The 25,360-nt window shown below is 68.5% G+C and carries 30 protein-coding genes; 19 read left to right on the plus strand and 11 right to left on the minus strand.

The features are described 5' to 3' along the window. Nucleotides 1-17: 17 nt before the first annotated feature. The 5 genes from NNZ72_RS20490 to coxB all read right to left on the minus strand — a co-directional run bounded on the left by NNZ72_RS20490 (nt 18) and on the right by coxB (nt 4,376). Nucleotides 18-623, minus strand: a complete 606-nt coding sequence (locus NNZ72_RS20490; protein WP_257317438.1) for a cytochrome c oxidase assembly protein — start codon at nt 621-623, stop codon at nt 18-20. A gap of 3 nt (nt 624-626) precedes the next feature. Then, complete coding sequence (locus NNZ72_RS20495; protein ID WP_257317439.1) at nt 627-767, minus strand: cytochrome c oxidase system small membrane protein; 141 nt, start codon at nt 765-767, stop codon at nt 627-629. Further along, on the minus strand, nt 767-1,711 hold the full coding sequence (locus NNZ72_RS20500) for a heme o synthase (RefSeq protein WP_257317440.1): 945 nt from the start codon (nt 1,709-1,711) through the stop codon (nt 767-769). The genes NNZ72_RS20495 and NNZ72_RS20500 overlap by 1 nt, the downstream gene beginning before the upstream one ends. Nucleotides 1,712-1,804: 93 nt before the next feature. Next, entirely contained in the window at nt 1,805-3,472 is a 1,668-nt protein-coding gene (gene ctaD / locus NNZ72_RS20505) for a cytochrome c oxidase subunit I (RefSeq protein ID WP_257317441.1), read from the minus strand. Between the two features lie 19 nt (nt 3,473-3,491). Further along, nucleotides 3,492-4,376, minus strand: coding sequence for a cytochrome c oxidase subunit II (gene coxB, locus NNZ72_RS20510; protein WP_257317442.1), 885 nt, complete (start codon nt 4,374-4,376; stop codon nt 3,492-3,494). 395 nt (nt 4,377-4,771) lie between these two features. On the opposite strand from coxB, the gene NNZ72_RS20515 reads away from it, so the two are divergent. Further along, on the plus strand, nt 4,772-5,302 hold the full coding sequence (locus tag NNZ72_RS20515; RefSeq protein ID WP_257317443.1) for an invasion associated locus B family protein: 531 nt from the start codon (nt 4,772-4,774) through the stop codon (nt 5,300-5,302). On the opposite strand, the gene NNZ72_RS20520 is transcribed toward NNZ72_RS20515, so the two are convergent. Together NNZ72_RS20520 and NNZ72_RS20525 are read right to left on the minus strand one after the other, a co-directional pair. After that, complete coding sequence (locus tag NNZ72_RS20520; protein WP_257317444.1) at nt 5,284-5,631, minus strand: type II toxin-antitoxin system PemK/MazF family toxin; 348 nt, start codon at nt 5,629-5,631, stop codon at nt 5,284-5,286. The two genes, NNZ72_RS20515 and NNZ72_RS20520, sit on opposite strands and share 19 nt — an antisense overlap. Next, nucleotides 5,628-5,849, minus strand: a complete 222-nt coding sequence (locus NNZ72_RS20525; protein ID WP_257317445.1) for an antitoxin MazE family protein — start codon at nt 5,847-5,849, stop codon at nt 5,628-5,630. Before NNZ72_RS20525 ends, NNZ72_RS20520 begins: the two co-directional genes overlap by 4 nt. A gap of 141 nt (nt 5,850-5,990) precedes the next feature. On the opposite strand from NNZ72_RS20525, the gene tldD reads away from it, so the two are divergent. After that, nucleotides 5,991-7,406 carry a metalloprotease TldD gene (gene tldD, locus NNZ72_RS20530; RefSeq protein ID WP_257317446.1) on the plus strand — a complete coding sequence of 472 codons (1,416 nt, stop codon included), beginning with the start codon at nt 5,991-5,993 and terminating at the stop codon, nt 7,404-7,406. Nucleotides 7,407-7,410: 4 nt separating this feature from the next. Here the strand turns inward: tldD and NNZ72_RS20535 are convergent, their stop codons facing one another. Then, nucleotides 7,411-8,310, minus strand: a complete 900-nt coding sequence (locus NNZ72_RS20535) for a LysR substrate-binding domain-containing protein (protein ID WP_257317447.1) — start codon at nt 8,308-8,310, stop codon at nt 7,411-7,413. A 101-nt stretch (nt 8,311-8,411) separates the two neighbouring features. On the opposite strand from NNZ72_RS20535, the gene NNZ72_RS20540 reads away from it, so the two are divergent. Together NNZ72_RS20540 and NNZ72_RS20545 are read left to right on the plus strand one after the other, a co-directional pair. Next, nucleotides 8,412-8,540, plus strand: coding sequence for a hypothetical protein (locus NNZ72_RS20540; protein WP_257317448.1), 129 nt, complete (start codon nt 8,412-8,414; stop codon nt 8,538-8,540). Nucleotides 8,541-8,575: 35 nt separating this feature from the next. After that, on the plus strand, nt 8,576-9,631 hold the full coding sequence (locus NNZ72_RS20545; RefSeq protein WP_257317450.1) for a polysaccharide deacetylase family protein: 1,056 nt from the start codon (nt 8,576-8,578) through the stop codon (nt 9,629-9,631). Nucleotides 9,632-9,786: 155 nt separating this feature from the next. Here the strand turns inward: NNZ72_RS20545 and pdxH are convergent, their stop codons facing one another. Then, nucleotides 9,787-10,401: a pyridoxamine 5'-phosphate oxidase gene (gene pdxH / locus NNZ72_RS20550; RefSeq protein ID WP_257317451.1), complete on the minus strand. Its 615-nt coding sequence runs from the start codon at nt 10,399-10,401 to the stop codon at nt 9,787-9,789. Between the two features lie 109 nt (nt 10,402-10,510). On the opposite strand from pdxH, the gene NNZ72_RS20555 reads away from it, so the two are divergent. The 4 genes from NNZ72_RS20555 to NNZ72_RS20570 all read left to right on the plus strand — a co-directional run bounded on the left by NNZ72_RS20555 (nt 10,511) and on the right by NNZ72_RS20570 (nt 13,574). Then, entirely contained in the window at nt 10,511-10,900 is a 390-nt protein-coding gene (locus NNZ72_RS20555) for an RT0821/Lpp0805 family surface protein (protein WP_257317452.1), read from the plus strand. A 90-nt stretch (nt 10,901-10,990) separates the two neighbouring features. Continuing rightward, the gene (locus NNZ72_RS20560) at nt 10,991-12,034 is read left to right on the plus strand and encodes a DnaJ C-terminal domain-containing protein (RefSeq protein WP_257317453.1); all 1,044 of its coding nucleotides are present in this window, start codon (nt 10,991-10,993) and stop codon (nt 12,032-12,034) included. Nucleotides 12,035-12,166: 132 nt separating this feature from the next. Then, nucleotides 12,167-12,985 (plus strand): enoyl-ACP reductase FabI, encoded by an 819-nt coding sequence (gene fabI / locus NNZ72_RS20565; RefSeq protein WP_257317454.1) that lies wholly within the window; start codon nt 12,167-12,169, stop codon nt 12,983-12,985. A gap of 10 nt (nt 12,986-12,995) precedes the next feature. After that, a complete protein-coding gene (locus NNZ72_RS20570; RefSeq protein ID WP_257317455.1) occupies nt 12,996-13,574 on the plus strand; it encodes a histidine phosphatase family protein in 579 nt (192 codons plus the stop codon). Nucleotides 13,575-13,591: 17 nt separating this feature from the next. Here the strand turns inward: NNZ72_RS20570 and NNZ72_RS20575 are convergent, their stop codons facing one another. Continuing rightward, the gene (locus NNZ72_RS20575) at nt 13,592-13,852 is read right to left on the minus strand and encodes a DUF1344 domain-containing protein (protein WP_257317456.1); all 261 of its coding nucleotides are present in this window, start codon (nt 13,850-13,852) and stop codon (nt 13,592-13,594) included. 255 nt (nt 13,853-14,107) lie between these two features. Here NNZ72_RS20575 and aroC point away from each other — a divergent pair, with 255 nt between their 5' ends. Both aroC and ribB read left to right on the plus strand, forming a co-directional pair. Continuing rightward, the gene (gene aroC / locus NNZ72_RS20580) at nt 14,108-15,220 is read left to right on the plus strand and encodes a chorismate synthase (RefSeq protein WP_257317457.1); all 1,113 of its coding nucleotides are present in this window, start codon (nt 14,108-14,110) and stop codon (nt 15,218-15,220) included. Beyond that, complete coding sequence (gene ribB / locus NNZ72_RS20585) at nt 15,217-16,317, plus strand: 3,4-dihydroxy-2-butanone-4-phosphate synthase (RefSeq protein WP_257317458.1); 1,101 nt, start codon at nt 15,217-15,219, stop codon at nt 16,315-16,317. Before aroC ends, ribB begins: the two co-directional genes overlap by 4 nt. 386 nt (nt 16,318-16,703) lie before the next feature. Here ribB and NNZ72_RS20590 read toward each other — a convergent pair whose 3' ends face one another. Beyond that, a complete protein-coding gene (locus NNZ72_RS20590; protein WP_257317459.1) occupies nt 16,704-17,900 on the minus strand; it encodes a winged helix-turn-helix domain-containing protein in 1,197 nt (398 codons plus the stop codon). Nucleotides 17,901-18,180: 280 nt separating this feature from the next. Here NNZ72_RS20590 and NNZ72_RS20595 point away from each other — a divergent pair, with 280 nt between their 5' ends. From NNZ72_RS20595 to dxs, 9 genes are all read left to right on the plus strand, one after another. Then, nucleotides 18,181-18,861, plus strand: coding sequence for an energy-coupling factor ABC transporter ATP-binding protein (locus tag NNZ72_RS20595; RefSeq protein ID WP_257317460.1), 681 nt, complete (start codon nt 18,181-18,183; stop codon nt 18,859-18,861). Beyond that, nucleotides 18,855-19,460: an energy-coupling factor transporter transmembrane component T family protein gene (locus tag NNZ72_RS20600; protein ID WP_257317461.1), complete on the plus strand. Its 606-nt coding sequence runs from the start codon at nt 18,855-18,857 to the stop codon at nt 19,458-19,460. Before NNZ72_RS20595 ends, NNZ72_RS20600 begins: the two co-directional genes overlap by 7 nt. 29 nt (nt 19,461-19,489) lie before the next feature. Next, on the plus strand, nt 19,490-20,053 hold the full coding sequence (locus NNZ72_RS20605; protein ID WP_257317462.1) for a biotin transporter BioY: 564 nt from the start codon (nt 19,490-19,492) through the stop codon (nt 20,051-20,053). 77 nt (nt 20,054-20,130) lie between these two features. Continuing rightward, nucleotides 20,131-21,057 (plus strand): histone deacetylase family protein, encoded by a 927-nt coding sequence (locus NNZ72_RS20610; RefSeq protein WP_257317463.1) that lies wholly within the window; start codon nt 20,131-20,133, stop codon nt 21,055-21,057. Nucleotides 21,058-21,062: 5 nt separating this feature from the next. Beyond that, complete coding sequence (locus tag NNZ72_RS20615; protein ID WP_257317464.1) at nt 21,063-21,320, plus strand: exodeoxyribonuclease VII small subunit; 258 nt, start codon at nt 21,063-21,065, stop codon at nt 21,318-21,320. Between the two features lie 98 nt (nt 21,321-21,418). Continuing rightward, nucleotides 21,419-22,342: a pirin family protein gene (locus NNZ72_RS20620; RefSeq protein ID WP_257317465.1), complete on the plus strand. Its 924-nt coding sequence runs from the start codon at nt 21,419-21,421 to the stop codon at nt 22,340-22,342. 35 nt (nt 22,343-22,377) lie between these two features. Next, nucleotides 22,378-22,812 (plus strand): DUF1801 domain-containing protein, encoded by a 435-nt coding sequence (locus NNZ72_RS20625; protein WP_257317466.1) that lies wholly within the window; start codon nt 22,378-22,380, stop codon nt 22,810-22,812. A 10-nt stretch (nt 22,813-22,822) separates the two neighbouring features. Further along, nucleotides 22,823-23,221 (plus strand): DUF1801 domain-containing protein, encoded by a 399-nt coding sequence (locus NNZ72_RS20630; RefSeq protein ID WP_257317467.1) that lies wholly within the window; start codon nt 22,823-22,825, stop codon nt 23,219-23,221. A gap of 156 nt (nt 23,222-23,377) precedes the next feature. Next, the gene (gene dxs, locus NNZ72_RS20635) at nt 23,378-25,297 is read left to right on the plus strand and encodes a 1-deoxy-D-xylulose-5-phosphate synthase (RefSeq protein ID WP_257317469.1); all 1,920 of its coding nucleotides are present in this window, start codon (nt 23,378-23,380) and stop codon (nt 25,295-25,297) included. Nucleotides 25,298-25,360: the final 63 nt, after the last annotated feature.

Consider the following 25,360-nt stretch of genomic DNA (forward strand, 5'->3'; position numbering starts at 1 on the left):
CCGGAAACGTCTGTTTTTCAAAGCTGGTTTGCGTTCCCCGCCTTCGTCTCGACGGCCGAGGCCACGGGCTTCGTGCCGGCATGCGGATAGAAGGTGTAGGAAAGCGTGATCGTGTGGATGCCCTTCGTCTCGACCGGATCGACGATCGCCGGGTCGACGAAGAAGACGACCGGCATCTCGAGCTCCTCGCCCGGCTTGAGCGCCGTCTCGGTGAAGCAGAAGCACTCCACCTTGTTGAAATAGGCGCCCGCCGCCTCCGGCGTGACGTTGAACGTCGCCTGGCCGGCGGTCGGCGTCGAGGCGAGATTGCGGGCCTTGTAGAGCACCTGCACCGTCTCGCCGATCCGAAGCTCCACCTCGCGCTGCACCGGCGTGAAGGACCAGGCGAGGCCCGGCGCGGTGTTGGCGTCGAAGCGCACCTTGATCTTGCGGTCGAGGATGACGTCGGAGGCTTGCTCGACGCGCTGCGTCGTGCCGCCGTAGCCCGTGACCTTGCAGAACAGGTCGTAGAGCGGCACGGCCGCATAGGCCATGCCGAGCATGCCGAAGACGAAGGCGCAGCAGACGGCGACGATCCCGCCGTTGCTGATGCCGCTCTTCTCGATCTTCCGCGGTTCCGTCATGGCTCAGCCCGCTATTCCGCCGGTGAACTTCACCAGCGTGATCACGTAGAACAGGACGACGAGGGCGAAGAGCACGACGGCGAGCGCGACGTTGCGGCCGCGGCGCGACTTCTTCTGGTTCTCGGTGAGGTTCACGGTTTCCATCACGACACCCATCCGAAGGCGGCGACCAGGTGGTCGAGCATCAGGCCCGAGAAGATCGCGAAGAGATAGAGGATGGAGAAGGCGAAGAGCTTCTTCGCCGGCACCATGGCGCGGTCGCCCTCCGGCATGAAGAGCACGCCCAGCGAATACCAGACGAAGCCCGCGCCGAGCACGGCGGCGAAGACGCCGTAGCCGAGGCTCGCGAAGCCGAGGAAGGTCGGCACGACGGCGATCGCCGCCGTCAGCACGGCATAGGCGAGGATCTGCACCTTGGTCGTCGCCTCGCCCGCCACGTTCGGCAGCATCGGCACGCCGACGGCGTCGTAGTCGCGCATCTTGAAGAGCGCGAGCGCCCAGAAATGCGCCGGCGTCCACAGGAAGGTGATGAGAAAGAGGACGACGCTCTCGATGGAGACGCCGCCGGTGACACAGGCCCAGCCGATCATCGGCGGGAAGGCGCCGGCGGCCCCGCCGATGACGATGTTCTGCGGCGTCGAGCGCTTCAGCCACATCGTGTAGACGACGGCGTAGAAGAAGATGGTGAAGGCGAGCAGGCCCGCCGAGAGCCAGTTGACCGCAAGGCCGAGGATGACGACGGAGAAGACCGAGAGCGTCAGCCCGAAGGCGAGCGCCTCTTCCGGCCGGATGCGGCCGGCGGGGATCGGACGCCTCGCCGTGCGCGACATCACCGCGTCGATATCGGCGTCGTACCACATGTTGAGGGCACCGGACGCGCCGGCGCCCACGGCGATACAGAGGATGGCGATGAGGCCGAGGACCGGGTTGATCGTGCCCGGCGCGACGACGAGGCCGGCGAGCGCCGTGAAGACGACGAGCGACATCACGCGCGGCTTCAGCAGCTCGAAGAAATCGCGCGCGGTGGCTTCGGAGAGAGCGATCTCGCCCGCGCCGCTTTCCGCCTCAAAATGTTCGATGACCGCCATGGCTTACCCGTCTTGCTCGTCGGCCGGTTCCGCCGGCCCTTCATCCTTGTGGCGGAGCCGCCGTCTCCGGCGGCCCCGTCGTTCACGCGAAGATCACTTGATCTTCGGAAGCTGTTCCCACTGGTGGAACGGCGGCGGCGAGGAGAGCTGCCATTCCAGCGTGTTGGCGCCCTCGCCCCAGGGATTGTCGCCCGCCACGCGCTTCTTCGAGAAGGCCTCGAAGACGCCGTAGAGGAAGATCAGCACGCCGACGGCCGAGATGTAGGAGCCGTAGGAGGAGACGAGGTTCCAGCCCGCGAACGCATCCGGATAGTCGATGTAGCGGCGCGGCATGCCGGCCAGCCCCAGGAAGTGCTGCGGGAAGAAGATCAGGTTCACGCCGACGAACATGACCCAGAAGTGCAGCTTGCCGATGAACTCCGAGTACATGTAGCCGGTCATCTTCGGGAACCAGTAGTACCAGGCCGCGAAGATGGCGAAGACGGCGCCGAGCGACAGCACGTAGTGGAAGTGGGCCACCACGTAGTAGGTGTCGTGCAGCGCGCGGTCGAGGCCGGCGTTGGCGAGTTGGACGCCCGTGACGCCGCCGACGGTGAACAGGAAGATGAAGCCGATCGCCCAGACCATCGGCGTGGTGAAGCGGATCGAGCCGCCCCACATCGTCGCGATCCAGGAGAAGATCTTGATGCCCGTCGGGATGGCGATGACCATCGTCGCGAACACGAAGTAGCGCTGCGTGTCGAGCGACATGCCGACCGTGTACATGTGGTGCGCCCACACGACGAAGCCGACGGCGCCGATCGCCACCATGGCATAGGCCATGCCGAGATAGCCGAAGATCGGCTTGCGGGCGAAGGTCGAGACGATGTGGCTGACGATGCCGAAGCCGGGCAGGATCAGGATGTAGACTTCCGGGTGACCGAAGAACCAGAAGAGATGCTGGTAGAGGATCGGGTCGCCGCCGCCTTCCGGCGCGAAGAAGGTCGTGCCGAAGTTGCGGTCGGTGAGCAGCATGGTGATGCCGCCCGCCAGCACCGGCAGCGAGAGCAGCAGCAGGAAGGCGGTGATCAGCACGGACCAGGCGAAGAGCGGCATCTTGTGCAGCGTCATGCCCGGCGCGCGCATGTTGAGGATCGTCGTGATGAAGTTGATCGCGCCGAGGATCGAGGAGGCGCCGGCGATGTGGATGCCGAGGATCGCGAGGTCCATGGCGGGCCCGGGCTGTCCCGACGTCGAGAACGGCGGATAGAGCGTCCAGCCGCCGCCGACGCCGTAGGCGCCCGCCGGGCCCTCGACGAACATCGACATGAGCGTCAGCAGGAAGGCGGGGACGATCAGCCAGAACGAGATGTTGTTCATGCGCGGGAAGGCCATGTCCGGCGCGCCGATCATGATCGGCACCATCCAGTTGGCGAAGCCGCCGATCAGCGCCGGCATGACCATGAAGAAGATCATGATCAGCGCGTGCGCCGTCGTGAAGACGTTGAACATGTGCTTGCCGCCGTCGATGGCCGCATCGCCTTGGAAGCCGTAGACCATCTGCGCGAGGCCGTGGAAGATCTGGATGCCCGGCTCCTGCAGCTCCATGCGCATGAAGACCGACAGCGTGCCGCCGATGAGGCCGGCGACGATGGCGAAGATCAGGTAGAGGGTGCCGATGTCCTTGTGGTTGGTCGACAGGAACCAACGCTGGAAGAAGGTGAGCGGCTTGTGTTCGTGGTGATCGTGATGATCGCCGTGAGCGGCGGATGTTCCGGCCATGGATCTTGCTCCCTTGGAATTACTGCGCGGCGTTTTCGGCGACGGCGACGGACTTCGCCGCACCGTCGACAGACGCCATCAGGGCCTTGTTCGCCTCGCCGACATTCGTCGCGGCGGCCGCAAGCCAGGTATCGAACTTCTCCTGCGAGACGACGCGGACGGCGATCGGCATGAACGCATGGTCCTTGCCGCAGAGCTCGGAACACTGGCCGTAGAACAGGCCTTCGCGGTCGGCCTTGAACCAGGTCTCGTTGAGGCGGCCCGGCACGGCGTCGATCTTCACGCCGAAGGAGGGCATCGCGAAGGCGTGGATCACGTCGCCGGCGGTGACGAGGAGGCGGACATGCTTGCCGACCGGCACGACGACCTCGTTGTCGACGGCGAGCAGGCGCGGATAGACGGCCTTGTCCTCCTTGCCGGCGGCCGCGCGGTCGCCTTCCTGCAGGAGCAGGCTGTCGAAGGAGAGCGGGTTGTCGCCGACCTGGTACTCATAGCCCCAGTACCACTGGTAGCCGGTGGCCTTGATGGTCAGCTCGGGCTCCTCGGTGGGGGCGAGCTGCTTGGTCAGGAGCTGGAAGGAGGGAACCGCGAGGAAGAGGAGAACGATGACCGGACCGAGGGTCCAGACGACCTCGATCGCCGTGTTGTGGCTGGTCTTGGAGGGAACCGGGTTCGCGCTCTCGCGGAACTTCACGACGACGATGATGAGCAGCAGCAGGACGAACAGCGTGATCGGGACGATGAACCAGAGCGTATACTGCTCGAACCAGCGAATCTCCTCCATGATGGAGGTGGCGGCCGGCTGGAGCCCCTTCTGCCACTCCACCGGCTGGTCGGCGAAGGCGGTCGAAGCAAAGAGCAGACAGCCGAGAGCGGCCAGACCTGCATAGGCTTTGTTTTTCACAACGTATCTCCCCAAGGTGTTTGATCGGGATCAAACAGATGCGCAGAATCCCTGCTATACTGACTGCTTAAAATCACAGTTTCATGCTCGCCGCAACCGCATTGGGGGAGAGCCCGTGCGGCATTTTTGCGCAAAGGCAAGTCGCGCGCGCACTTCCCACATTTTCTTCCTATTTCCTTATAGCATGAATGGGTTGACCGGGGCGAGCCCGCCGGCGGACGCCGTCGCGCGCCGCTGCCGGACCGCCCTCCGCAAAGGGCCGGAAGCGCGCGGCGCGCGGCGCGGCGGCGGTCCAAATTCCGCCCACAATCGACCGGAAATGAGGGGCCGGGGCTTTTCATTTCGCCGCCGGCTATTCAAAGATACCGGCGATGATTCGAGATTTCGAGGTTTTCATGGGTTTCCTCTCCCTTTCCAGGCTGTCGCGGGCGGCATCCGGCCTTGCCGTCCTGGCGCTCGGCACCGCCGCGCTCTCCGCTCCGGCGGCGGCGCAGCAGCCCGGCACGGTGAAATCGAACCACGGCGCCTGGTCGATCGTCTGCGACCAGCCGGCGGGTGCCTCGGCCGAGCAGTGCGCGCTGATGCAGAACGTCATCGCCGAGGACCGGCCGGAGCTCGGCCTTTCCGTCGTCATCCTCAAGACCGCCGACCGCAAGGCGAAGATCCTCCGCGTGCTCGCGCCGCTCGGCGTGCTGCTGCCGAACGGCCTCGGCCTCAACGTCGACGGCAAGGACATCGGGCGCGCCTATTTCGTGCGCTGCTTCTCCGACGGCTGCTATGCGGAGGTGGTGCTGGAGGACGAACTGCTGAAGACCTTCCGCTCCGGCGCCACCGCCACCTTCATCGTCTTCCAGTCGCCCGAGGAAGGCATCGGCATCCCCGTCGACCTCAAGGGCTTCGGCGACGGCTACGACGCCCTGCCCTGAGCGGTCTCCGCAAGGCCCAGGAACAAGGCCATGGCGCGGGTAACGGCCGCAAGCGTCTCCTCGTCCAGGCGGCCCAGGGCCGCACCGATCCTTTCACGCCGCACCGTCACGACCTTGTCGACCATGACCTGCGAGGGCAGGCGCAAGCCATTCGCCGCATCGGGCGCGACATCGATGCGCAGGCGCGGCGCATCGCGCAGCGTGCTGGACAGAAGCAGCAGCGTCACCGTCGGCGCATCGGCGAAGAGGTCGGACTGCACGACGAGCGCCGGCCTCGGCTTGCCGAAATCGCCCGGCACGGCCACCGTGACGAGATCGCCGCGCTTCACGTATCCGGGCCGTCGAGATCGGTGAACGCCGCGTCGAGGAAGCCGGCGAGATCGCGGTCCGACATCTCCGCCTCGGCGACGAGCCGCGCCTGGCGGCGGCACTCCTCCGCGAAGCCGGGCGTGCGCGTGTCGGGAAGCCAGATCTGCACGGGGCGCAGGCCGGCGGCGCGAAGCGCGTCGCGCCGCTTGCGCACCCGCTCGCTGACGGTGCTGGCCATGGGCGGTCCTCCGGTTTCGTTACATGTAACATGGATACCACGGATGCCCCCGCCGAGGCAACGCGCAGCCGTGCGAACTTGCCCTGCCCCGCCGTCGTCTCTACATGGGGGAAAACGATCAAGCAGCAGCGGAGCCGCCCCATGAACACCGATCTCCTCTCCCTCTTCGACGCCGACGAGGCGACGGTGCAGGCGGTGCTGCGCGAGACGCTTTCGGGCGCCGACGACGGCGAGCTCTTCGTCGAGCACGCCGAGGCCGAGACGCTCTCCTTCGACAACGGCCGCCTCAAGGGCGGCAGCTTCAACACCGACCAGGGTTTCGGCCTGCGCGCCGTCGCCGGCGAGGCGGTGGGGTATGCGCATTCGGGCGAACTGTCGCTCGCGGCGCTGAAGCGGGCGGCGGATGCGGCGGGCGCGGTCGCGCGCGGCCGTTCCGGCACCTATGCGGACGCGCCGCAGGGCACGATCCGCCGGCTCTACGGCCCGGACAACCCGATCGGCGCGCCCAGCTTCGAGGAGAAGGTGGCGCTGCTGACGGAAATCGATGCCTATCTGCGCGCCAGGGACCCCAAGGTGCGGCAGGTGACGGCCTCGCTCGCGGCGAGCTGGCAGGTGGTCAACATCCTGCGCGCCGACGGCCATCGCGTCGGCGACGTCCGGCCGATGACGCGGCTCAACATCTCGGTCGTCGTCGGCGAGGGCGACCGGCAGGAGACCGGCAGCTACGGCATCGGCGGGCGCACGGGCTTCGGCGACTTCCTGACGGCGGAAGGCTGGCGGACGGGCGCCGACGAGGCGCTGCGGCAGGCGCTCGTCAACCTGGAGGCGATCGAGGCGCCGGCGGGCACGATGGACGTGGTGCTCTCCTCCGGCTGGCCGGGCGTGATGCTGCACGAGGCGGTCGGCCACGGGCTGGAGGGCGACTTCAACCGCAAGAAGACCTCCGCCTTCGCCGGCCTGATGGGCGAGCAGGTGGCGGCGAAGGGCGTCACCGTCGTCGACGACGGCACCATCGACAACCGCCGCGGCTCGATCACCGTCGACGACGAGGGCACGCCGTCCGCCTGCAACGTGCTGATCGAGGACGGCAGGCTGGTCGGCTACATGCAGGACCGGCAGAACGCGCGCCTCATGGGCATGGCGGCGACCGGCAACGGCCGCAGGCAGGGCTACGCCCACCGCCCCATGCCGCGCATGACCAACACCTACATGCTGTCCGGCAGCCAAACGCCGGAAGAGATCATCGCCTCGGTGAAGAAGGGCCTCTATGCCGTCTCCTTCGGCGGCGGGCAGGTCGACATCACCTCGGGCAAGTTCGTCTTCGGCTGCACGGAGGCCTATCTCATCGAGGACGGCAGGGTGACGGCGCCCGTCAAGGGCGCGATGCTGATCGGCAACGGGCCGGACGCGATGAAGCGCGTCACCATGGTCGGCAACGACACGAAGCTCGATACCGGCATCGGCAATTGCGGCAAGGCGGGCCAATGGGTGCCGGTCGGCGTCGGCCAGCCGCACCTGCGCATGGACCAGATCACGGTCGGCGGCACGAAAGCCTGAGCGCCTAGGACCCGGCCGGCACGCCGAGACGCCGCAACAGCCAGGCGCGGAACGCGCGCGCCTGCGGCGAGAGGCGGCGGAAGCTGCGCGCCACCAGCCAGTAGGCGCCGTGGCGGACGGATAGGCCGAACGGCTGGACAAGGCGGCCTGCGGCGATGTCCTCGGCCGCGAGGAAGAGATCGACCAGCGCGACGCCGTGGCCGCGCAGCGCCGCCTGCAGCACCAGGTTGCCCTCGGCGAATATCTGCGCGCGGCCGAGCGGCGCATCCGGCAGACCGGCGGCGGCAAACCAGCGCTCCCAGACGCTGCGGTTTTCCTCGTGCAGCAGCGTGTAGGCGAGCAGGTCGGCCGGTCCCTCCAGGGCGGGGCCGCCCGCCAGCAAAGCGGGCGCGATCACCGGCACCATCGTCACGTCCATCAGGTGATCGGCCTCCGCGCGCGGCCAGGCGCCGGCGTGCGCGCCGTGGCGGATGGCGATCTCGGCCTCGTGCGCACGGAACTCGATGAGCCGCATGTCGGAATCGACCGCGACGTCGATCTCGGGAAATCCCGCGCGAAAATCGTCGAGATGCGGCACCAGCCAGCAGGCGGCGAACGAGGGCTCGGCGCTGATTTCCAGCAGCCCGCCGCCGCGCCGCCCGCGGATTTCCGAGAGGCCGGCATCCATCGCATCGAAGGCGCGCGAGACCGTGCCGAGCAGCGCCGTGCCCGCCGCCGTCAGCCGCACGGCGCGGTGGCGCCGCTCGAAGAGCGGCTTGCCGATCTCGGCCTCCAGTTCCTTGATCTGCCGGCTGACGGCGGCCTGCGAGACGAAAAGCTCGTCGGCGGCCAGCGTGAAGCTTCCGAGCCGGCCCGCCGCCTCGAAACTCCTGAGCGCCGTCAAAGGCAGCCGTCCGCGCTTCATGGCATAACCTCAAGTCATCCGAAACCGACGATAAACTCGTTTGAACCGTGCAGGCAAGCGGGCGGACAATCCATGCGGTTCAAACGCAGGGAGGGCCGGACATGGCCGGCAGCATCACCGCCATCATCCTGGACGTCGTGCGCATCCTCACCTTCCAGCGCAGGCAGGCCGCCCCGCCCCGCCGCGGGGAGGCCGCCGTTAACCGCTCGGATACCAACCGGATGCGATAACGGCCGCGGGAAGCGAAAAGGAAGACCGGGCCGCCATGCCGATCCGCAGCGTCATGCGACAGGGACTGAAGCGCGCCGTCATCACCGGCGGGCTGGAGTTCGCCCACCTCGCCGAGCGCGCCGGCCTGATGACCTCGGCGCGGGGCCAGGGGGCGATCTTCACGCTGCACCATGTGCGCCCGAAGGTCCCGCACGCCTTCGATCCCAACGCCCATCTGGAGATCACCCCGGACTTCCTCGACGCGGCCATCGAGCATCTGCGCGCGGAAGGCTACCAGTTCGTGGCGCTCGCCGACATGCCGGCGCGCATGGCCGTCGCCCGTCCCGGCGAGCGCTTCGCCGCCTTCACCCTCGACGACGGCTACCGCAACAACGCGGTCCATGCCCAGCCGGTGTTCACGCGGCAGAAGGTGCCCTTCACCGTCTTCGTCGCGCCGGGCCTGTCCTGCGGCACGCACGGCCTCTGGTGGGAGACGCTGGCGGAGCTGCTGCGCGCCCTCCCCCATCTCGAATTCGACTTCGGCTCTGGCCCGGTGACGATGCCGCTCGCCACGCCCTTCCAGAAGCAGGCCGCCTTCGACCGCTTCGCCGCCTTCATCCGCTCGGGCCCCGACGAGGCGGCGGCGGTCGAAAAGCTCGACGCGGCGGCGCAAGCGCACGGCATCGACCCGCGGATGATCACCGAGCGGCTGGTGCTGCGCGAGCCCGAGCTGAAGAGCCTCGCGCTCAACCCCTTCGCCGCGCTCGGCGCGCATACGGTGAGCCACCGCGCGCTCGCCATGCTCGGCGACGGGGAGGCACGCCGCGAGATGGCGGAATCGGCCGAGCGCGTTGCCGCGCTCACCGGCCGGCCGCCGGAGGCCTTCGCCTATCCCTACGGCGACCGCGCCGCCGTCTCGCCGCGCGAGCACAGGCTCGCCGCCGAGCTCGGCTTCCGCGTCGCCGTCACCACCGAGCCCGGCACGCTCTCCCCCCGTTCCTTCGACGCGCCGACGGCGTTGCCGCGTATCTCGCTGAACGGTCTCTACCAGAAGCGCAAATATGTCGGCGCGCTCGCCTCCGGCATCCCCTTCCGGCTGATGCGGCGGTAGCGGAACGGCAGGTTTCGACCTCGCAATTGCCCCTCATCCCCCTGCCGGGACCTTCTCCCCGTAAGCGGGGAGAAGGGGGAAAACGGCACGGCATAAGTTCCTCGCCCCGCTTGCGGGGAGAGGATGCCGGCAGGCAGGTGAGGGGCAAATAATCCCTAGGGATACATCCTCACCTTCTCCCATCCCTCCCCGGCACGGCGGAATTCGATGCGGTCGTGCAGGCGGAAGGGGCGGTCGTGCCAGAATTCGATGGAGACCGGCTTCAGGCGGAAGCCGGACCAGTGGGACGGGCGCGGGATCTCGCCGATGGCGTAGCGGGCGGTGTATTCGGCCACCGCCTTCTCCAGCGCGAAGCGGCTTTCGAGCGGGCGGGACTGCTTCGAGGCCCAGGCGCCGATGCGGCTGCCGCGCGGGCGCGAGGCGTAATAGGCGTCGGCCTCGGTGTCGGCGACGATCTCGACGTCGCCCCTCACCCGCACCTGGCGGCGCAGCGACTTCCAGTGGAAGCACATGGCGGCCTTGCGGGCGGAAAGCAGCTCGACGCCCTTGCGGCTCTCGAAATTGGTGTAGAAGACGAAGCCCTTCGCGTCGAAATCCTTGAGCAGCACCATGCGCACATTGGGCATGCCGCTTTCGTCGACGGTCGCCAGCGCCAGCGCGTTGGGGTCGTTCGGCTCGCTCTTTCCCGCCTCCGCAAGCCATGTGCCAAACAGGGAATAGGGTTCGCTTTCCTCGGTGAAGTCACCGGTTGTTAACGCTTTTTCGCTCATATTCGTCTCAATGCCGATCTTTCTGGCTCACGGGCGGGCAGGAGTGGAAGTCATAGCAAAGTCGCGACCGCAGACAAACCCTTGCGCAGCACGGCGCCTTGCGCGCGCCGTGGCGGCGGTGTCGGTCGTCCTGCTTTGCGGCTGCACCAGCACGCTCGACCTGTTTCCGACCGGCAAGGTCGACACCGCCGTCAAGACCAGCTCGGTCGGCGGCGCGCAGGGCAAGGACCGCGTCTCCGACGAGACGACGATCCGCAACGCCGTCTCCTCCGTCGACATCCAGCGCAACGCCGGCAATCCCATCCCCTGGGCCAATTCCGCCTCGGGCAGCGCGGGCGTCATCTCGCGCATCGCCGAGCAGCGCGACGAGGCGGGCCGGCTCTGCCGCGACTTCGTCACGACGCGCCATTCCTACCAGGGCATCGCCAATTTCCGCGGCCGCACCTGCGCGGGCGGCGACGGCGAATGGATGCTGCTCTCCTTCGACCGGCAGGGCTGAACATTTGCGTTTCGTCAACATTGTCACGTAACCAGCGGTTAGGACGTTGCCACCTATGATGGCCGGCAAAACGGATAAGGGCGGATAGTCATGCGTGACCCCTATACGGTGCTTGGCGTCAAGAGGAACGCGGGCCAGGACGAGATCAAGGCCGCCTGGCGCTCGCTCGCCAAGGCCGTGCATCCGGACCAGAACCACGACGATCCGCTGGCGACGGTGCGCTTCACCGAGGCCGGCCGCGCCTACGACCTGCTGCGCGATCCGGACAGGCGCAGCCGCTACGACCGTGCCCAGCGCGAGGCGGAGCTGCGCCGCATGGAGCAGATGCGCCGCCAGCAGGCCGAGCGCAAGGCCCGCGCCGAAGCCCCGAAAATGTCGGACGAGAGCGCCGAGGACATGATCGCGCGAATCTTCGGCGTCGATTCGCGCGGCCAGCCCGCCGAGCCGAAGGCCGAGGTCCGCCCGCAGCCGCAGCAGGCCGCGCAGGCGCAGGACGCCCGCAGGGCGGCCGTCGACGAGGAGGCCTCGGACGACGAGACGCTGGCGGCCAGGGAGCGCGGCGTCGCGCCCGCGGCGGCGATCATCTCGGCCATCGTGCGGCGCATCCGCGGCGCGCGCGTCAAGGCGGACAAGGCGCCGGACCTCGCCTGCGAGGTCGTGGTCGACGTCGCGGACATCCTGAAGAAGACGCGCGCCAGCGTCGAGACGCCGGACGGGCAGGTGCTGCGCGTGCCGCTCGGCGCGGGCTCGACCGACGGCCAGGTGATTCGCCTGCGCGAGCAGGGCCACCGCATCGAGAAGCTGAAGCGCGGCGACGCCGTCGTGACCGTGCGCGTGGCGCCCGGCCCCTTCCGCGTCGACGGCTTCGACCTCAGGACCGACCTGCCGATCACCATCGAGAACGCCGTGCTCGGCTGCGAGGCGACGATCGACGGGCCGCTCGGTCCGGTCGCGGTGACGGTGCCGGCCTGGTCCGGCTCCGACCAGGTCGTGCGCATTCCCGGCGAAGGCCTGATCAAGGAGGACGGCGAGCGCGGCGACCTCATCGCCGAAATCCGCCTCCTGCTCTGGGAAAAGCCGGACGACAAGATGATCGACCTGATGCGCAGCCTGCGCGAAGGCCTTTATCTTTAGTCAATTCATGACGTCCGGGTGAAACATGCACCCATTGTTACCTGTGCTAACAGTTCCTGATGCTCCGCGCGCTTGAACCGCATTGCCGCCTATGCCATAGGCGGAAGCGATTGAGATAGCAGGGGACACACCATGGTTCAGGCAACCGGTCTGATGCAGGGCAAGCGCGGCGTCATCATGGGCGTCGCCAACAACCGCTCCATCGCCTGGGGCATCGCCAAGGCCATCCACGCGCAGGGCGGCGAGATCGCCTTCACCTACCAGGGCGACGCCCTGAAGAAGCGCGTCGAGCCGCTCGCCGCCGAGATCGGCGCGGTGCTTGCCGGGGACTGCGACGTGAGCGACGAGGCCTCGATCGACGCCGTCTTCGAGAACGTCGGCAAGATGTGGGGCAAGATCGACTTCGTCGTGCACGCCATCGGCTTCTCCGACAAGGACGAACTGACCGGCCGCTACGTCGACACCACGGCGGACAATTTCGCCAAGACGATGCAGATCTCCGTCTATTCCTTCACCTCGGTCGCGCGCCGGGCGGAGAAGCTGATGACCGACGGCGGCTCGATGCTGACGCTGACCTACTACGGCGCGGAAAAGGTCATGCCGAACTACAACGTCATGGGCGTGGCCAAGGCGGCGCTGGAGGCGAGCGTGAAATACCTCGCCGTCGACCTCGGCCCGAAGAACATCCGCGTCAACGCCATCTCGGCAGGCCCGATCAAGACGCTCGCGGCCTCGGGCATCGGCGACTTCCGCTATATCCTCAAGTGGAACGAGTACAACGCGCCGCTGCGCCGCACCGTCACCATCGAGGAGGTGGGCGACGTCGGCCTCTACATGCTGTCCGATCTGTCGCGCTCCGTCACCGGCGAGGTCCACCACGCCGACAGCGGCTACCACGTCATCGGCATGAAGGCCGTCGACGCGCCCGACATCTCCGTCGTCAAGGACTGAGCCCGGGGCCTTGCGCATCTACCTGATCCGTCACGGCGAGACCGACTGGAACGCCGAGGGCCGGCTGCAAGGGCAGAAGGACATCCCCCTCAACGGGACCGGCCGCGGACAGGCGGCCGGCAACGGCCGCGCGCTGAAGACGCTTCTCGGCGATGCCGCGGGCTTCGATTTCGTGGCGAGCCCGCTGTCGCGCACCCGCGAGACCATGGAAATCCTGCGCGGCGCCATGGGCATCGACCCCGCCGCCTACCGCACGGACCGGCGCCTCGTCGAGGTCTCCTTCGGCGACTGGGAGGGCCATACGCTGCCCGAGCTGATGGAGATCGCGCCGGAGCGCGTGCGCGAGCGGGCGCGCGGCAAATGGGACTTCATCCCGCCCGGCGAGGCGGCGGAAAGCTACGAGATCCTCTGCTGGCGGGTAGGCTCCTGGCTCGCCGACGTCCGCGGCCCGACGGTCTGCGTCGCGCATGGCGGCGTCTGCCGCGCCCTCTTCCGCCTCCACGGCATGGAGCCCGAGGAGGCGGCCGGCACGCCGATCCATCAGGACCGGATCCTCTCGATAGACGAGACGGGCATGCGCTGGCTGTAGGCCGCCGGCGCGCCCTGCTATTCGACGATCTCGAGGTCGTTGATGACGCGCTTGCCGTCGACCTCGGTATAGAAGACGAGCACTTTCACCCCCGGCTCCAGGCCCTCGAAATTGAACTCCTCCGGCGCCTGGTAGCTCTTGCCGTCGTCGAGCAACAGGCTGAGCGCGTTGAGATCGACCTTGGTGATGACCGCCTCGACGTCGGCGCTTTCGGCCGAGGCGCTGAGCGGCGACAGGATGCCGACGACTGCCAGCAGCGTTGCGATCAGGAACCGCATCTTACGAACCCTCCCGGAGGAATCACTCTTCTTCGTGGCCACGTCAGATGCCTCCCAAATATGGCGAAATTCGCCGTGCCGGCGCGTGCGATCGCACAGGGATGGCCGGAAAGCCGGGGCAAATCAAGGCGGAGGCCGGCGTCATCCCCCGGATTGTCGGGCGCACAGCGTGAAACCCGTGTCGCGAAACCCTTGTCGCCCGCCTGCCTTTTCCACTAAGAGAGGACCCACGTCTCCAGGGGTCCCGTTCCGCTCATGTCGCACAACACCTTCGGTCATCTCTTCCGCGTCACCACCTGGGGCGAAAGCCACGGGGCGGCGCTCGGCTGCGTGGTGGACGGCTGCCCTCCCGGCATCCGCTTCACGCTCGCCGAGATCCAGGCCTGGCTCGACAAGCGCAAGCCCGGCCAGTCGCGCTTCGTCACGCAGCGGCGCGAGGACGACCTCGTCAAGGTGCTCTCGGGCGTGATGCCGGACGACGACGGCGAGACGATGATCACCACCGGCACGCCGGTCTCGATGCTGATCGAGAACACCGACCAGCGCTCCAAGGATTACGGCGAGATCGCCCGGCGCTACCGCCCGGGACACGCCGACTATGCCTATGACGTGAAATACGGCATCCGCGACTATCGCGGCGGCGGCCGCTCCTCGGCGCGCGAGACGGCGGCGCGCGTGGCGGCCGGCGGCCTCGCCCGCAAGGTCGTGCCGGGACTTACCGTACGCGCCGCGCTGGTGCAGATCGGCAGGCACAGGATCAACCGCGACAACTGGGACTGGGCCGAGGTCTCCAACAACCCGTTCTTCGCCCCCGACCCGGCGATCGTGCCGGTCTGGGAGGAATATCTGGACGGCATCCGCAAGGCCGGCTCCTCGATCGGCGCCGTGGTCGAGGTGGTGGCCGAGGGCGTGCCGGCGGGCATCGGCGCGCCGATCTACGGCAAGCTCGACCAGGACATCGCCTCGCTGCTGATGTCGATCAACGCGGTCAAGGGCGTGGAGATCGGCGAGGGCTTCGCCGCCGCCGAGCTGACCGGCGAGGAGAACGCCGACGAGATGCGCATGGGCAACGACGGCAAGCCGATCTTCCTCGCCAACCACGCGGGCGGCATCCTCGGCGGCATCGCCACCGGCCAGCCGGTCGTGGCGCGCTTCGCCATCAAGCCGACCTCCTCGATCCTCACCGAGCGCCGCTCGATCGACGCCGACGGCAACAATGTCGACGTGCGCACCAAGGGGCGGCACGACCCCTGCGTCGGCATCCGCGCCGTGCCGATCGGCGAGGCGATGGTCGCCTGCGCCATCGCCGACCATTATCTACGCGACCGCGGCCAGACCGGCCGGCTGCAAACAGGAGCATTTTCATGAGCTACGACCAGACGCGCGTCGTCGAGGCCATCCGGGCCTTCGAGGCCGGCGAGATCGTCGTCGTCACCGACGACGACGGGCGCGAGAACGAAGGGGACCTCATCGTCGCCGCCGTGCACTGCACGCCGGAGAAGATGGCCTTCATCGTGCGCCACACCTCCGGCATCGTCTGCGCCCCGATGCCGCGCGAGGAGGCGAAGCGCCTGAACCTCAACGCGATGGTGGCGGAGAACGACAGCGCCCACACCACCGCCTTCACCGTCTCCGTCGACTTCAAGCACGGCACGACCACCGGCATCTCCGCCGACGACCGCACGCTGACGGTGCGCAACCTCGCCAACCCGAATGTCGGCGCCACCGACTTCGTGCGCCCCGGCCACATCTTCCCGCTGGTCGCGCGCGAGGGCGGGGTGCTGATGCGCTCGGGCCATACCGAGGCCGCCGTCGACCTCTGCAAGCTCGCGAGCCTGCCGCCGATCGGCGTGATCTGCGAGCTCGTCAACGACGACGGCAGCGTGATGCGCGGGCCCCAGGTCGCCTCCTTCGCCGAGACGCACGGGCTGAAGCAGGTCTCCGTCGCCGACCTCATCGCCTACCGCCAGCGCAAGGAGACGCTGATCGAGCAGGTGGGCACGTTCGACGTCGAGACCCCCTACGGCAAGGCCAGGGGCCATACCTACACGCTGCCCTGGGATCCGATGCACCACCTCGCCGTCGTCTTCGGCGACATCCGCGACGGCGTGGACATCCCCGTGCGCCTGCATCTGGAAAACGTCGGCGACGACGTCTTCGGCGCGCAGCGGCAGGTGGACGCCTTCATGAAGCGCATCGCCGAGGCCGGGCGCGGCGTCATCGTCTACCTGCGCGAGGGGTCCGTCGGCGTCGGCGCCTCGCAGACCGCGCGCAAGGGCAAGCACGACCGCGAGGGCCACGACGAGGCGCGCACGCGCGAGAGCGAATGGCTGGAAATCGGCCTCGGCGCGCAGATCCTCAAGGACCTCGGCGTCACCTCGATCCGCCTGATGGCCTCGCGCGAGCGCCACTATGTCGGCCTGGAAGGGTTCGGCATCCGCATCACGTCGACGGATATCGGCTGAAGACGGGCGAAGGCCCCTCCGTTGCCGCCGGGCCGTTTCCCGGCGGCAGTTCTCAGGGCCCGCTTTCAGGGCTTCCGCGCGCCGGACGATATCGCCGATGCGTTCCAGAGTTCCCTCGATCGTCGTGCGGACAGGCGCCGGCGCGCCGCCCGGTTCCGCCCCCGTCATCGGTTCCAAACCGTCGCGAAGCTCGCTCCGGCGCGCCAGGTCGTCGCTGGCGTTCAGACGCCGCATCATGCCGGCGATATCCTTCCGGATCGGGCGCATTCCCCCACGTTCGCCTTCGCCTGCCGCGCCAGACATTCGACGCCTGTGTTTCCGACGCCGCGTCGACCCCACCCGCCCGGCGATCCGTTCCATCGCCGGGGGCGCAGAACCACAAACCGCTACTCCTCCCCCCGCCAGCCGTCGAGCCAGCGCACCGTCTCGACGCCGGAGAATTTCGCGAGGCGGGAGAGCTCCGCCTCCAGCTTCTCCATCCGGCCGGCCGAGGCCCTCACCTTCGGTTCCCACCAGAGGCGGCGGACGTCGAGCGTGCCGCTCCTGCGGTCCGCCTTCATGTCGATGCGGCCGACGAGGCGGTCGCCTTCGAGCAGCGGGAAGACGTAGTAGCCGTATTGCCGCTTCGGCTCCGGCACGAAGATCTCGATCCGGTAGAAGAAGCCGAACAGCCGTTCGGTGCGGTTTCGGTCGCGGATGAGCGGATCGAAGGGCGAGAGCACGCGCAGCCGCGCGGGCGGCTCGGGAATGTCGCCGAGGTTCTCCGGGAAGCCGGAAAAGGCGTGCGAGGGGCGCGGCCTGCCGCCGTCGGCGGGCGCGACCAGCACGGGGCGCAGCGCGTCGCGATGCGTCTCGACCCAGGCCTTCGCCTCCTCCGGCGCGACGAGGTCGAAGAAGGCGGCGATCTCGCCATGGGTGGCGAAGCCGAGCCGTTCCAGCGCGCTGCGGCAGGCCCAGTCGACGAAGGCGTCGTGGCCGACCTCCGGCGCGTGATGGTGCGGCGGCAGCACGCGCTCGGCGAGGTCGTAGACCTTCTGGAAGTTCTCCCGCCTTGCGATCGCCACCTTGCCGGTGCGCCACAGATATTCGAGCGCCGTCTTGTTCGGATGCCAGTTCCACCAGCCGCCGGACTTGTGGTCGTCCGCCTTGAGGTCGCGCGACATCACCGCGCCGCCCTCGGCGATGCGGGCATAGGTCTCGTCGAAGGCCTCCTCGAAGCCCGGTCCGCGCCATTTGCGCCAGCGCTCCAGGATCGAGGCCTCCTCGCGGCGGAAGCGGTGCTTCCAGTAGCGGTAGAAGGCGCTCGGGATGATCGAGGCGTCGTGCGTCCAGTTCTCGAAGAGCTCGCCGTCCCTCTCCAGCAGCTCGGCGAGATGCTCGCGGCGATAGGTCTGGTTGCGGGAAAACAGGATCTGGTGATGCGCCCGCTCGACGGTGGCGATGCTGTCCACCTGCACGAAGCCGAGGTCGTGGATGAGCGAAAGCAGCCCCTCCTTGCCGAGCGCCCTGCCCGGCGGCGCGGAAAGCCCCTGACGGGCGAGGAAGATGCGGCGGGCCTCGGTGTTGGAAAGGAGAATCGTCATGCGGGATGATAGGCATATATTCTTGGTTTGTTCCAGCCTTCCTGCGGCACGTGCCCCTCACCTGCCTGCCGGCATCCTCTCCCCGCAAGCGGGGCGAGGAGCGACGGGCGCAACGGTTTCCCGACTCTCGACAGGAGGAAAACGGCGCGACATCACCTTCTCCCCGCCTGCGGGGAGAAGGTGGCGGCAGCCGGATGAGGAGCATCCTGCAAAACCGCTTCCCACGTCTCCCGCAATTGCTCTATAGCTCCCCCAGCCTCGCGAACCGGGACCCAGACCCTTGGACATCGTCTTTACCGCCGCCACGGTCAGCTATGCCGGGCGCGTCGCCCTCCACCCGCTCTCGCTCACGCTGTCGGAACGGCGCATCGGCGTCGTCGGGCTGAACGGCTCCGGCAAGACGACGATGGCGCGGCTGATCAACGGGCTGGTGAAGCCGAGCGGCGGCGCGGTGACGGTGGACGGGCTCGACACCGTCAAGGATGAGGAGGCCGCGCGCGGAAAGACCGGCTTCATCTTCCAGAACCCGCAGCACCAGATGATCCTGCCGATCCTCGCCGAGGACATCGCCTTCGGGCTGAAGAACCGCGGGCTCGACAAGGCGGAGATCGCGGCGCGGACGGCGGCGATCCTCGAGCGCTTCGGCATTTCCCATCTCGCCCGCCGCCGCGTGCACGAGCTGTCCGGCGGCGAGACGCAGCTCGGCGCGATCGCCAGCGTGCTGGTGACCGGCCCGAAGCTGCTCATCCTCGACGAGCCGACCAACCAGCTCGACCTCAGGAACCGGGCGCTGATCGCCCGCACCATCGCCGGCCTGCCGGAGCAGGTGCTGGTCATCAGCCACGACCTGCCGCTCCTCGACGGCTTCGACCGGGTGCTGGTGTTCCACGAGGGCCGGCTTGCCGCCGACGCGCCGCCGGCGCAGGCGATCCGCGCCTACCGGGAGATCGCCGCATGCTGAACGGGCTCGACATCGAGGGCCGCACGCTCCTCCACCGCCTGCCGGTGCGCGGCAAGCTCGTCCTCCTGTTCACCGCCGCCATCCTGCTGTTCCTGACCTCGGACCTCCGCATCCTCGGCCCGGCGCTCGCCGCCGCGGCGGTCCTCTTCCTGTCGACCGGCATCGGCCTCCGCGAGGCCTTCCGGCGCGTGCGCTTCGTGCTCTTCACCGTCGCGCTGGTCGCCGCCGCGAACTACGTCTTCGTGTCGCCGCGCGAGGCGGCCGCCGTCCTCTGCCGGCTTTCCGCGCTGGTGCTGCTCGCCGCCGCCGTGACGGCGACGACCGGCATCCCGGCCTTCATGGACGAGGTCGCGCGGCTCCTCGCCCCGTTCGAGCGGCTCGGCCTCGTGCGCGCCGCCGACGTCAGCCTCGCCGTCGGCCTCGTCATCCGCTTCGTGCCGGAGATCCTCGCCCGCTACGGCGAGATTTCGGCCGCGCACAAGGCGCGCGGCCTGCCGGTGCGGCCGCTCACGCTCCTGACGCCGCTCGTCATCCTGACGCTGAAGGACGCCGACACGATCGCCATGGCGATTGACGCGCGCGGCTTCCGGCGGCATTGAACGGGCATCCATCAACGGGGACATCAGACATGACCACCAGAGACATCGTGCTCGTCGCCCTCTTCGCCGCCATCATGATCGTGCTCGGCCTCATCCCGCCGGTGACGCTCGGCTTCATTCCGGTGCCGATCACCGCGCAGTCGCTCGGGCCGATGCTGGCCGGCTGCATCATCGGCGCGCGGCGCGGCGCCGCCTCCATGCTGCTCCTGCTGCTGCTGGTCGCCATCGGCCTGCCGGTGCTGTCGGGCGGACGCGGCGGCCTCGCCGTCTTCGCCGGGCCGACGGCCGGCTATCTCGTCGGCTGGGTCGTCGGCGCCTTCGTGACCGGGCTCATTGCCGAGCGCTTCGTGCGCGAGGGGCAGAAGGAAGTCCTCCAGCTCGCCGCCTTCCTCGGCGCGGCCGTCATCGGCGGCATCCTCGTCAACTATCTCTTCGGCCTCGCCTGGCTCGCCCACATGAGCGGCAAGGCCTTCCTCGAAGTGTCGCTCGCCTCCGCCGTCTTCCTGCCCGGCGACCTCCTCAAGGCGGCGATCGCGGCCCTTGCCGGCCGTGCCGTGCTCGCCGGCTATCCGCTGCTGCACCAGCGCGCCTGAGCGAGCCCTGTTGAAAGACGGCGGGCGCGGTCCCTTTTCCGTGGACCGCGCCCGCCGCAGACGGTAGCCTTGCCGGCATGACGACGATCCTCTTCGAGAATCCGATCTTCCTCGAGCACCAGACCCCCGAGGGCCATCCGGAGCGGGCCGACCGGCTGCGCGCACTGAACATCGCGCTGGAGCACGAGCGCTTCGCCGCGCTCGCGCGCGAGAAGGCCCCGCAGGCGAACGAGGACCTCGTCCTGCTCGCCCATCCGGAAAGCCACCTGCGCGCTGTCATGCAGGCGATCCCGGAGGAGGGCATCAACCATTTCGAGGCCGATACCCATGCGAGCCCCGCGAGCCTCCAGGCGGCGCTGACGGGCGTCGGCGGGGCGGTCGCCGCGGTCGACGCCGTCCTCTCCGGCAAGGCCGACAACGCCTTCGTCGCCGCCCGCCCGCCCGGCCACCATGCCGAGCGCGAGAAGGCGATGGGCTTCTGCTTCTTCAACAATGCCGCGATCGCCGCCCGCCACGCGCAGAAGGCCCATGGCGTCGAGCGCGTCGCCATCGTCGACTGGGACGTGCACCACGGCAACGGCACGCAGGACATCTTCTGGGACGATCCCTCCGTGCTGTTCTGCTCGACGCACCAGATGCCGCTCTATCCCGGCACCGGCGCGAAGGACGAGACGGGGGCCGGCAACATCGTCAACGCGCCGCTGTCGCCCGACACCGGCAGCGAGCATTTCCGCGAGGCCTTCAAGTCGCGCGTGCTGCCGCGCGTCGCCGACTTCCGGCCGGACCTGATCATCGTCTCGGCGGGCTTCGACGCCCATCACCGCGACCCGCTGGCGCAGTTGAACCTCGTCGCCGAGGATTTCGACTGGGCGACGGCGAAGCTGATGGAGCTCGCCGACCGCTCGGCGCAGAACCGCGTCGTCAGCCTGCTGGAAGGCGGCTACGACCTGCAGGGGCTCGCCGAATCCGCCGCCACCCACATCCATCGCCTGATGAGAGGCTGACACCCATGACCAATGCCGCACCTTCCGCCCCGGACGTTTCCGCCCTCACCTTCGAGCAGGCCGTGGAGGAGCTGGAGAAGATCGTCGCCGCGCTGGAACGCGGCGACGTGGCGCTCGACCGCTCCATCGAGATCTACGAGCGCGGCGAGGCGCTGAAGAAGCACTGCGAGGCCCTGCTCTCCGCCGCCGAGAACCGCATCGAGAAGATCCGCCTCGACCGCGCCGGCAGGCCGCAGGGCACGGAGCCGCTCGACGGGGGGTGAAGGCCCCGTTCCCTGACCACACCGTCAACCGCCCGCGCCCTATCCATGCTCCGCTTGCCCCGCTAGCATTGCGCCATCGACAACAGAAGGAGGGCGCCATGAGCTTCTTTCCCGGAAAGGACCCGGAGGCAGGCGATGCTGCGGCCTGCGATGCGCTGGAGCACCTGATCATCCCGCGCACGAGCGACATCGGCGGCTTCGCGGTGCGGCGCGCGCTGCCGACGGCGAAGCGCCGGCTGGTCGGGCCGTTCATCTTCTTCGACCGGATGGGGCCGGCGCTGCTGAAAGCCGGCGAGGCGATCGACGTGAAGCCGCATCCGCATATCGGCCTTTCCACCGTCACCTATCTCTTCGACGGCGAGATCAAGCACCGCGACAGCCTCGGCACCGAGATGGTGATCGCGCCCGGCGACGTGAACCTGATGACGGCGGGGCGCGGCATCGTCCATTCCGAGCGTTCGCCGGAGAACCTCCGCGGGCGGCCGCAGTCCCTCTCCGGCCTGCAGACCTGGCTGGCGCTGCCGGACCACCTGGAGGAGAGCGTCCCGGTCTTCGCCCACACGACGGCGGCGGAGCTGCCGTCCTTCTCGGCGGACGGCATTTCCGGGCGCACGATCATCGGCCGCTACGAGGGCCATGCCTCGCCGGTCCGCGTGCCGACCGACACGCTCTATACCGACCTGACGCTTTCGCCGGGCGCCGCAGCACCGCTCGCCGCCGACTGGGAGGAGCGTGCGGTCTACGTGCTTTCCGGCACGGTGGACGTGGCGGGCGATCTCTTCGAGGCCGACCGGCTGCTCGTCTTCCGGCCCGGCGACGCGATCACGCTGAAGGCGGGCGCGCAGGGCTGTCACCTGATGCTGTTCGGCGGTGCGGCGCTCGGCTCGAAGCGCTATATCTGGTGGAATTTCGTCTCCTCCTCGAAGGAGCGGATCGAGCAGGCGAAGGAGGAGTGGCGCACCGGCCACTTCGACATCGTGCCCGGCGACGAGGAGGAATTCGTGCCGCTGCCCGCCGGCTGACAAAATCGGGTGCGACGATGGCGCGGAGGAGAACCATGGAACGCAAGACGCCGAAGACGAAACCGGACGAGGTGGTGCTGCTTTCGGGCGGCAATCCGCAGATCGCCAAGGGCTACGGCGACGGCCCGGTGCAGGCCTATATCGCCGCCATGCCCGGCTGGAAGAGCGACGTCGGCCGGAGAATCGACGCGCTGATCGAAAAGACCGTGCCGGACGTCGCCAAGGCGGTCAAATGGAACTCGCCGCTCTACGGCATCGAGGGCGACGGCTGGTTCCTCAGCCTCCATTGCTTCGCGAAATACATCAAGCTCGCCTTCTTCCGCGGCACCTCGCTCGATCCGGTGCCGCCGGTCGCCTCGAAGACGGCGGAGGCGCGCTATTTCCATATCCACGAGGGCGACGACCTGGACGAGGCGCTGCTTTCCCGCTGGATCGAACAGGCGAGCCGGCTTCCCGGCGAGCGCATGTAGGAGACGGACCATGGAGCAGACGGAATCGCCATCCGAGAAGATCGATGCGCGGATCGCGGAACTCGCCGACTGGCGCGGCGAGACGCTGGCGCGGCTGCGCGCGCTCGTCCGCGAGGCCGATCCCGACGTGGTCGAGGAATGGAAGTGGCGCGGCGTGCCCGTCTGGTCGCATGCCGGCATCCTGTGCACCGGCGAGACCTACAAGGCGGTCGTGAAGATGACCTTCGCCAAGGGGGCGTCGCTTCCGGATCCGAAGGGCCTCTTCAACGCCAGCCTCGACGGCAACACGCGCCGCGCCATCGATGTCCGCGAGGGCGACCGGATCGACGCGGAGGCGCTGAAGGCGCTTGTCCGCGAGGCCGTGGCGCTGAACGTCGCGGCGCGGGCGAAACGGTCCGGCAAGGGCTGAGCGGCGGCTGCGGCGTTTCTCCGGTATCAATCCGGAGAAATCGGTTCTAGACTGGCCGAAACGGTTGAAATCGCGCGCCGCATTCTGCATGGACGGGGCGAGCCTGCCGGCTCTCCGAGCGGACGGTCCGGCCAGGCGTGACGAAGAGGCACGAGAGTGACAAAAGCACCCGCCACCCCCCTGCTCGACACGGTCCGCATCCCGGCCGACCTCAAGGCCGTGCCGGACCGCGACCTGCCGCAACTGGCAGGCGAGCTGCGCGCGGAGATGATCGACGCCGTCTCGCGCACGGGCGGGCATCTGGGCGCCGGGCTCGGCGTGGTGGAGCTCACCATCGCCATCCACAAGGTCTTCGACACGCCGCACGACCGGCTGATCTTCGACGTCGGCCACCAGTGCTATCCGCACAAGATCCTGACCGGAAGGCGCGACCGCATCCGCACGCTGCGCCAGGAGGGCGGGCTCTCCGGCTTCACCCGCCGGGCGGAGAGCGAGTACGATCCGTTCGGCGCCGCGCATTCCTCGACATCGATTTCCGCCGGCCTCGGCATGGCGGTGGCCGCCGACCTTTCCGGCGAGAACCGCAACGTGATCGCCGTCATCGGCGACGGCGCCATGTCGGCCGGCATGGCCTACGAGGCGCTCAACAATGCCGGCGCGCTCGACGCCCGCCTGATCGTCATCCTCAACGACAACGACATGTCGATCGCGCCGCCGACCGGGGCGATGAGCGCCTACCTGGCGCGGCTCGCCTCGGGCCGCACCTACATGGGTTTCCGCGAGCTCGGCAAGAAGCTGACGGCCTATCTCGGCAAGACGGTCGACCGCGCCATCACCCGCGCCGTCGAGCACGCCCGCGGCTACGTGACCGGCGGCACGCTGTTCGAGGAGATGGGCTTCTATCACATCGGCCCGATCGACGGGCATTCCTTCGAGCACCTGCTGCCCGTGCTGCGCAACGTGCGCGACAATGCCAGGGGACCGGTGCTGATCCATGTGGTGACGCAGAAGGGCAAGGGCTATCCGCCGGCCGAGGCGGCCGCCGACAAGTACCACGGCGTCAACACCTTCGACGTCATCACCGGCGCGCAGGCGAAGGCCAAGCCGAACGCGCCCGCCTACACCGCCGTCTTCGCCGAGGCGCTGGTGCAGGAGGCGGGCTATGACGAGAAGATCGTCGGCGTCACCGCCGCCATGCCGTCGGGCACCGGGCTCGACAAGCTCGCCATCGCCTTCCCCGAGCGCACCTTCGACGTCGGCATCGCCGAGCAGCATGCCGTCACCTTCGCGGCGGGGCTCGCGGCGGAAGGGTACAAGCCGTTCTGCGCGCTCTACTCCACCTTCCTGCAGCGCGGCTACGACCAGGTGGTGCACGACGTGGCGATCCAGGGTCTGCCGGTGCGCTTCCCCATCGACCGCGCCGGCTTCGTCGGCGCCGACGGGCCGACGCATGCGGGCTCCTTCGACACCGCCTATCTCGCCGCCCTTCCCGGCTTCGTGGTGATGGCGGCGGCCGACGAGGCGGAGCTGAAGCACATGGTGCGCACCGCAGCGGCTCACGACGACGGCCCGATCTCCTTCCGCTATCCGCGCGGCGAGGGCGTCGGCGTCGAGATGCCGGCGCGCGGGGAGATCCTTGCCATCGGCAAGGGTCGCGTGGTCAAGCAGGGCTCCAAGGTGGCGCTCCTCTCCTTCGGCACGCGCCTTGCCGACTGTTTGCTGGCCGCCGAGGACCTCGACGCGGCGGGCCTTTCCACCACGGTCGCCGACGCCCGCTTCGCAAAACCCCTCGACCATGACCTTATCCGCCAGCTCGCCCGCCATCACGAGGTGCTGATCACCGTCGAGGAGGGCTCGGTCGGCGGCTTCGGCAGCCACGTGCTGCAGTTCCTGGCGGTGGAAGGGCTGATCGACCACGGGCTGAAGGTGCGGCCGATGGTGCTGCCGGACATCTGGATGGAGCAGGCCAAGCCCGAGGCGATGTATGCCAAAGCCGGCCTCGACCGCGCCGGCATCGTCGCCACCGTCTTCCAGGCACTCGGCCAGAAGGCCGTCGGCGTCGGCGCGGCGGGGTGATCTTTTAGAATCGGCTGCGCCCCTCATCCGCCTGCCGGCATCTTCTCCCCGCAAGCGGGGAGA

The sequence above is a fragment of the Shinella pollutisoli genome, assembly GCF_024609765.1.
In the GTDB taxonomy this organism is placed as follows: Bacteria; Pseudomonadota; Alphaproteobacteria; order Rhizobiales; family Rhizobiaceae; genus Shinella; species Shinella pollutisoli.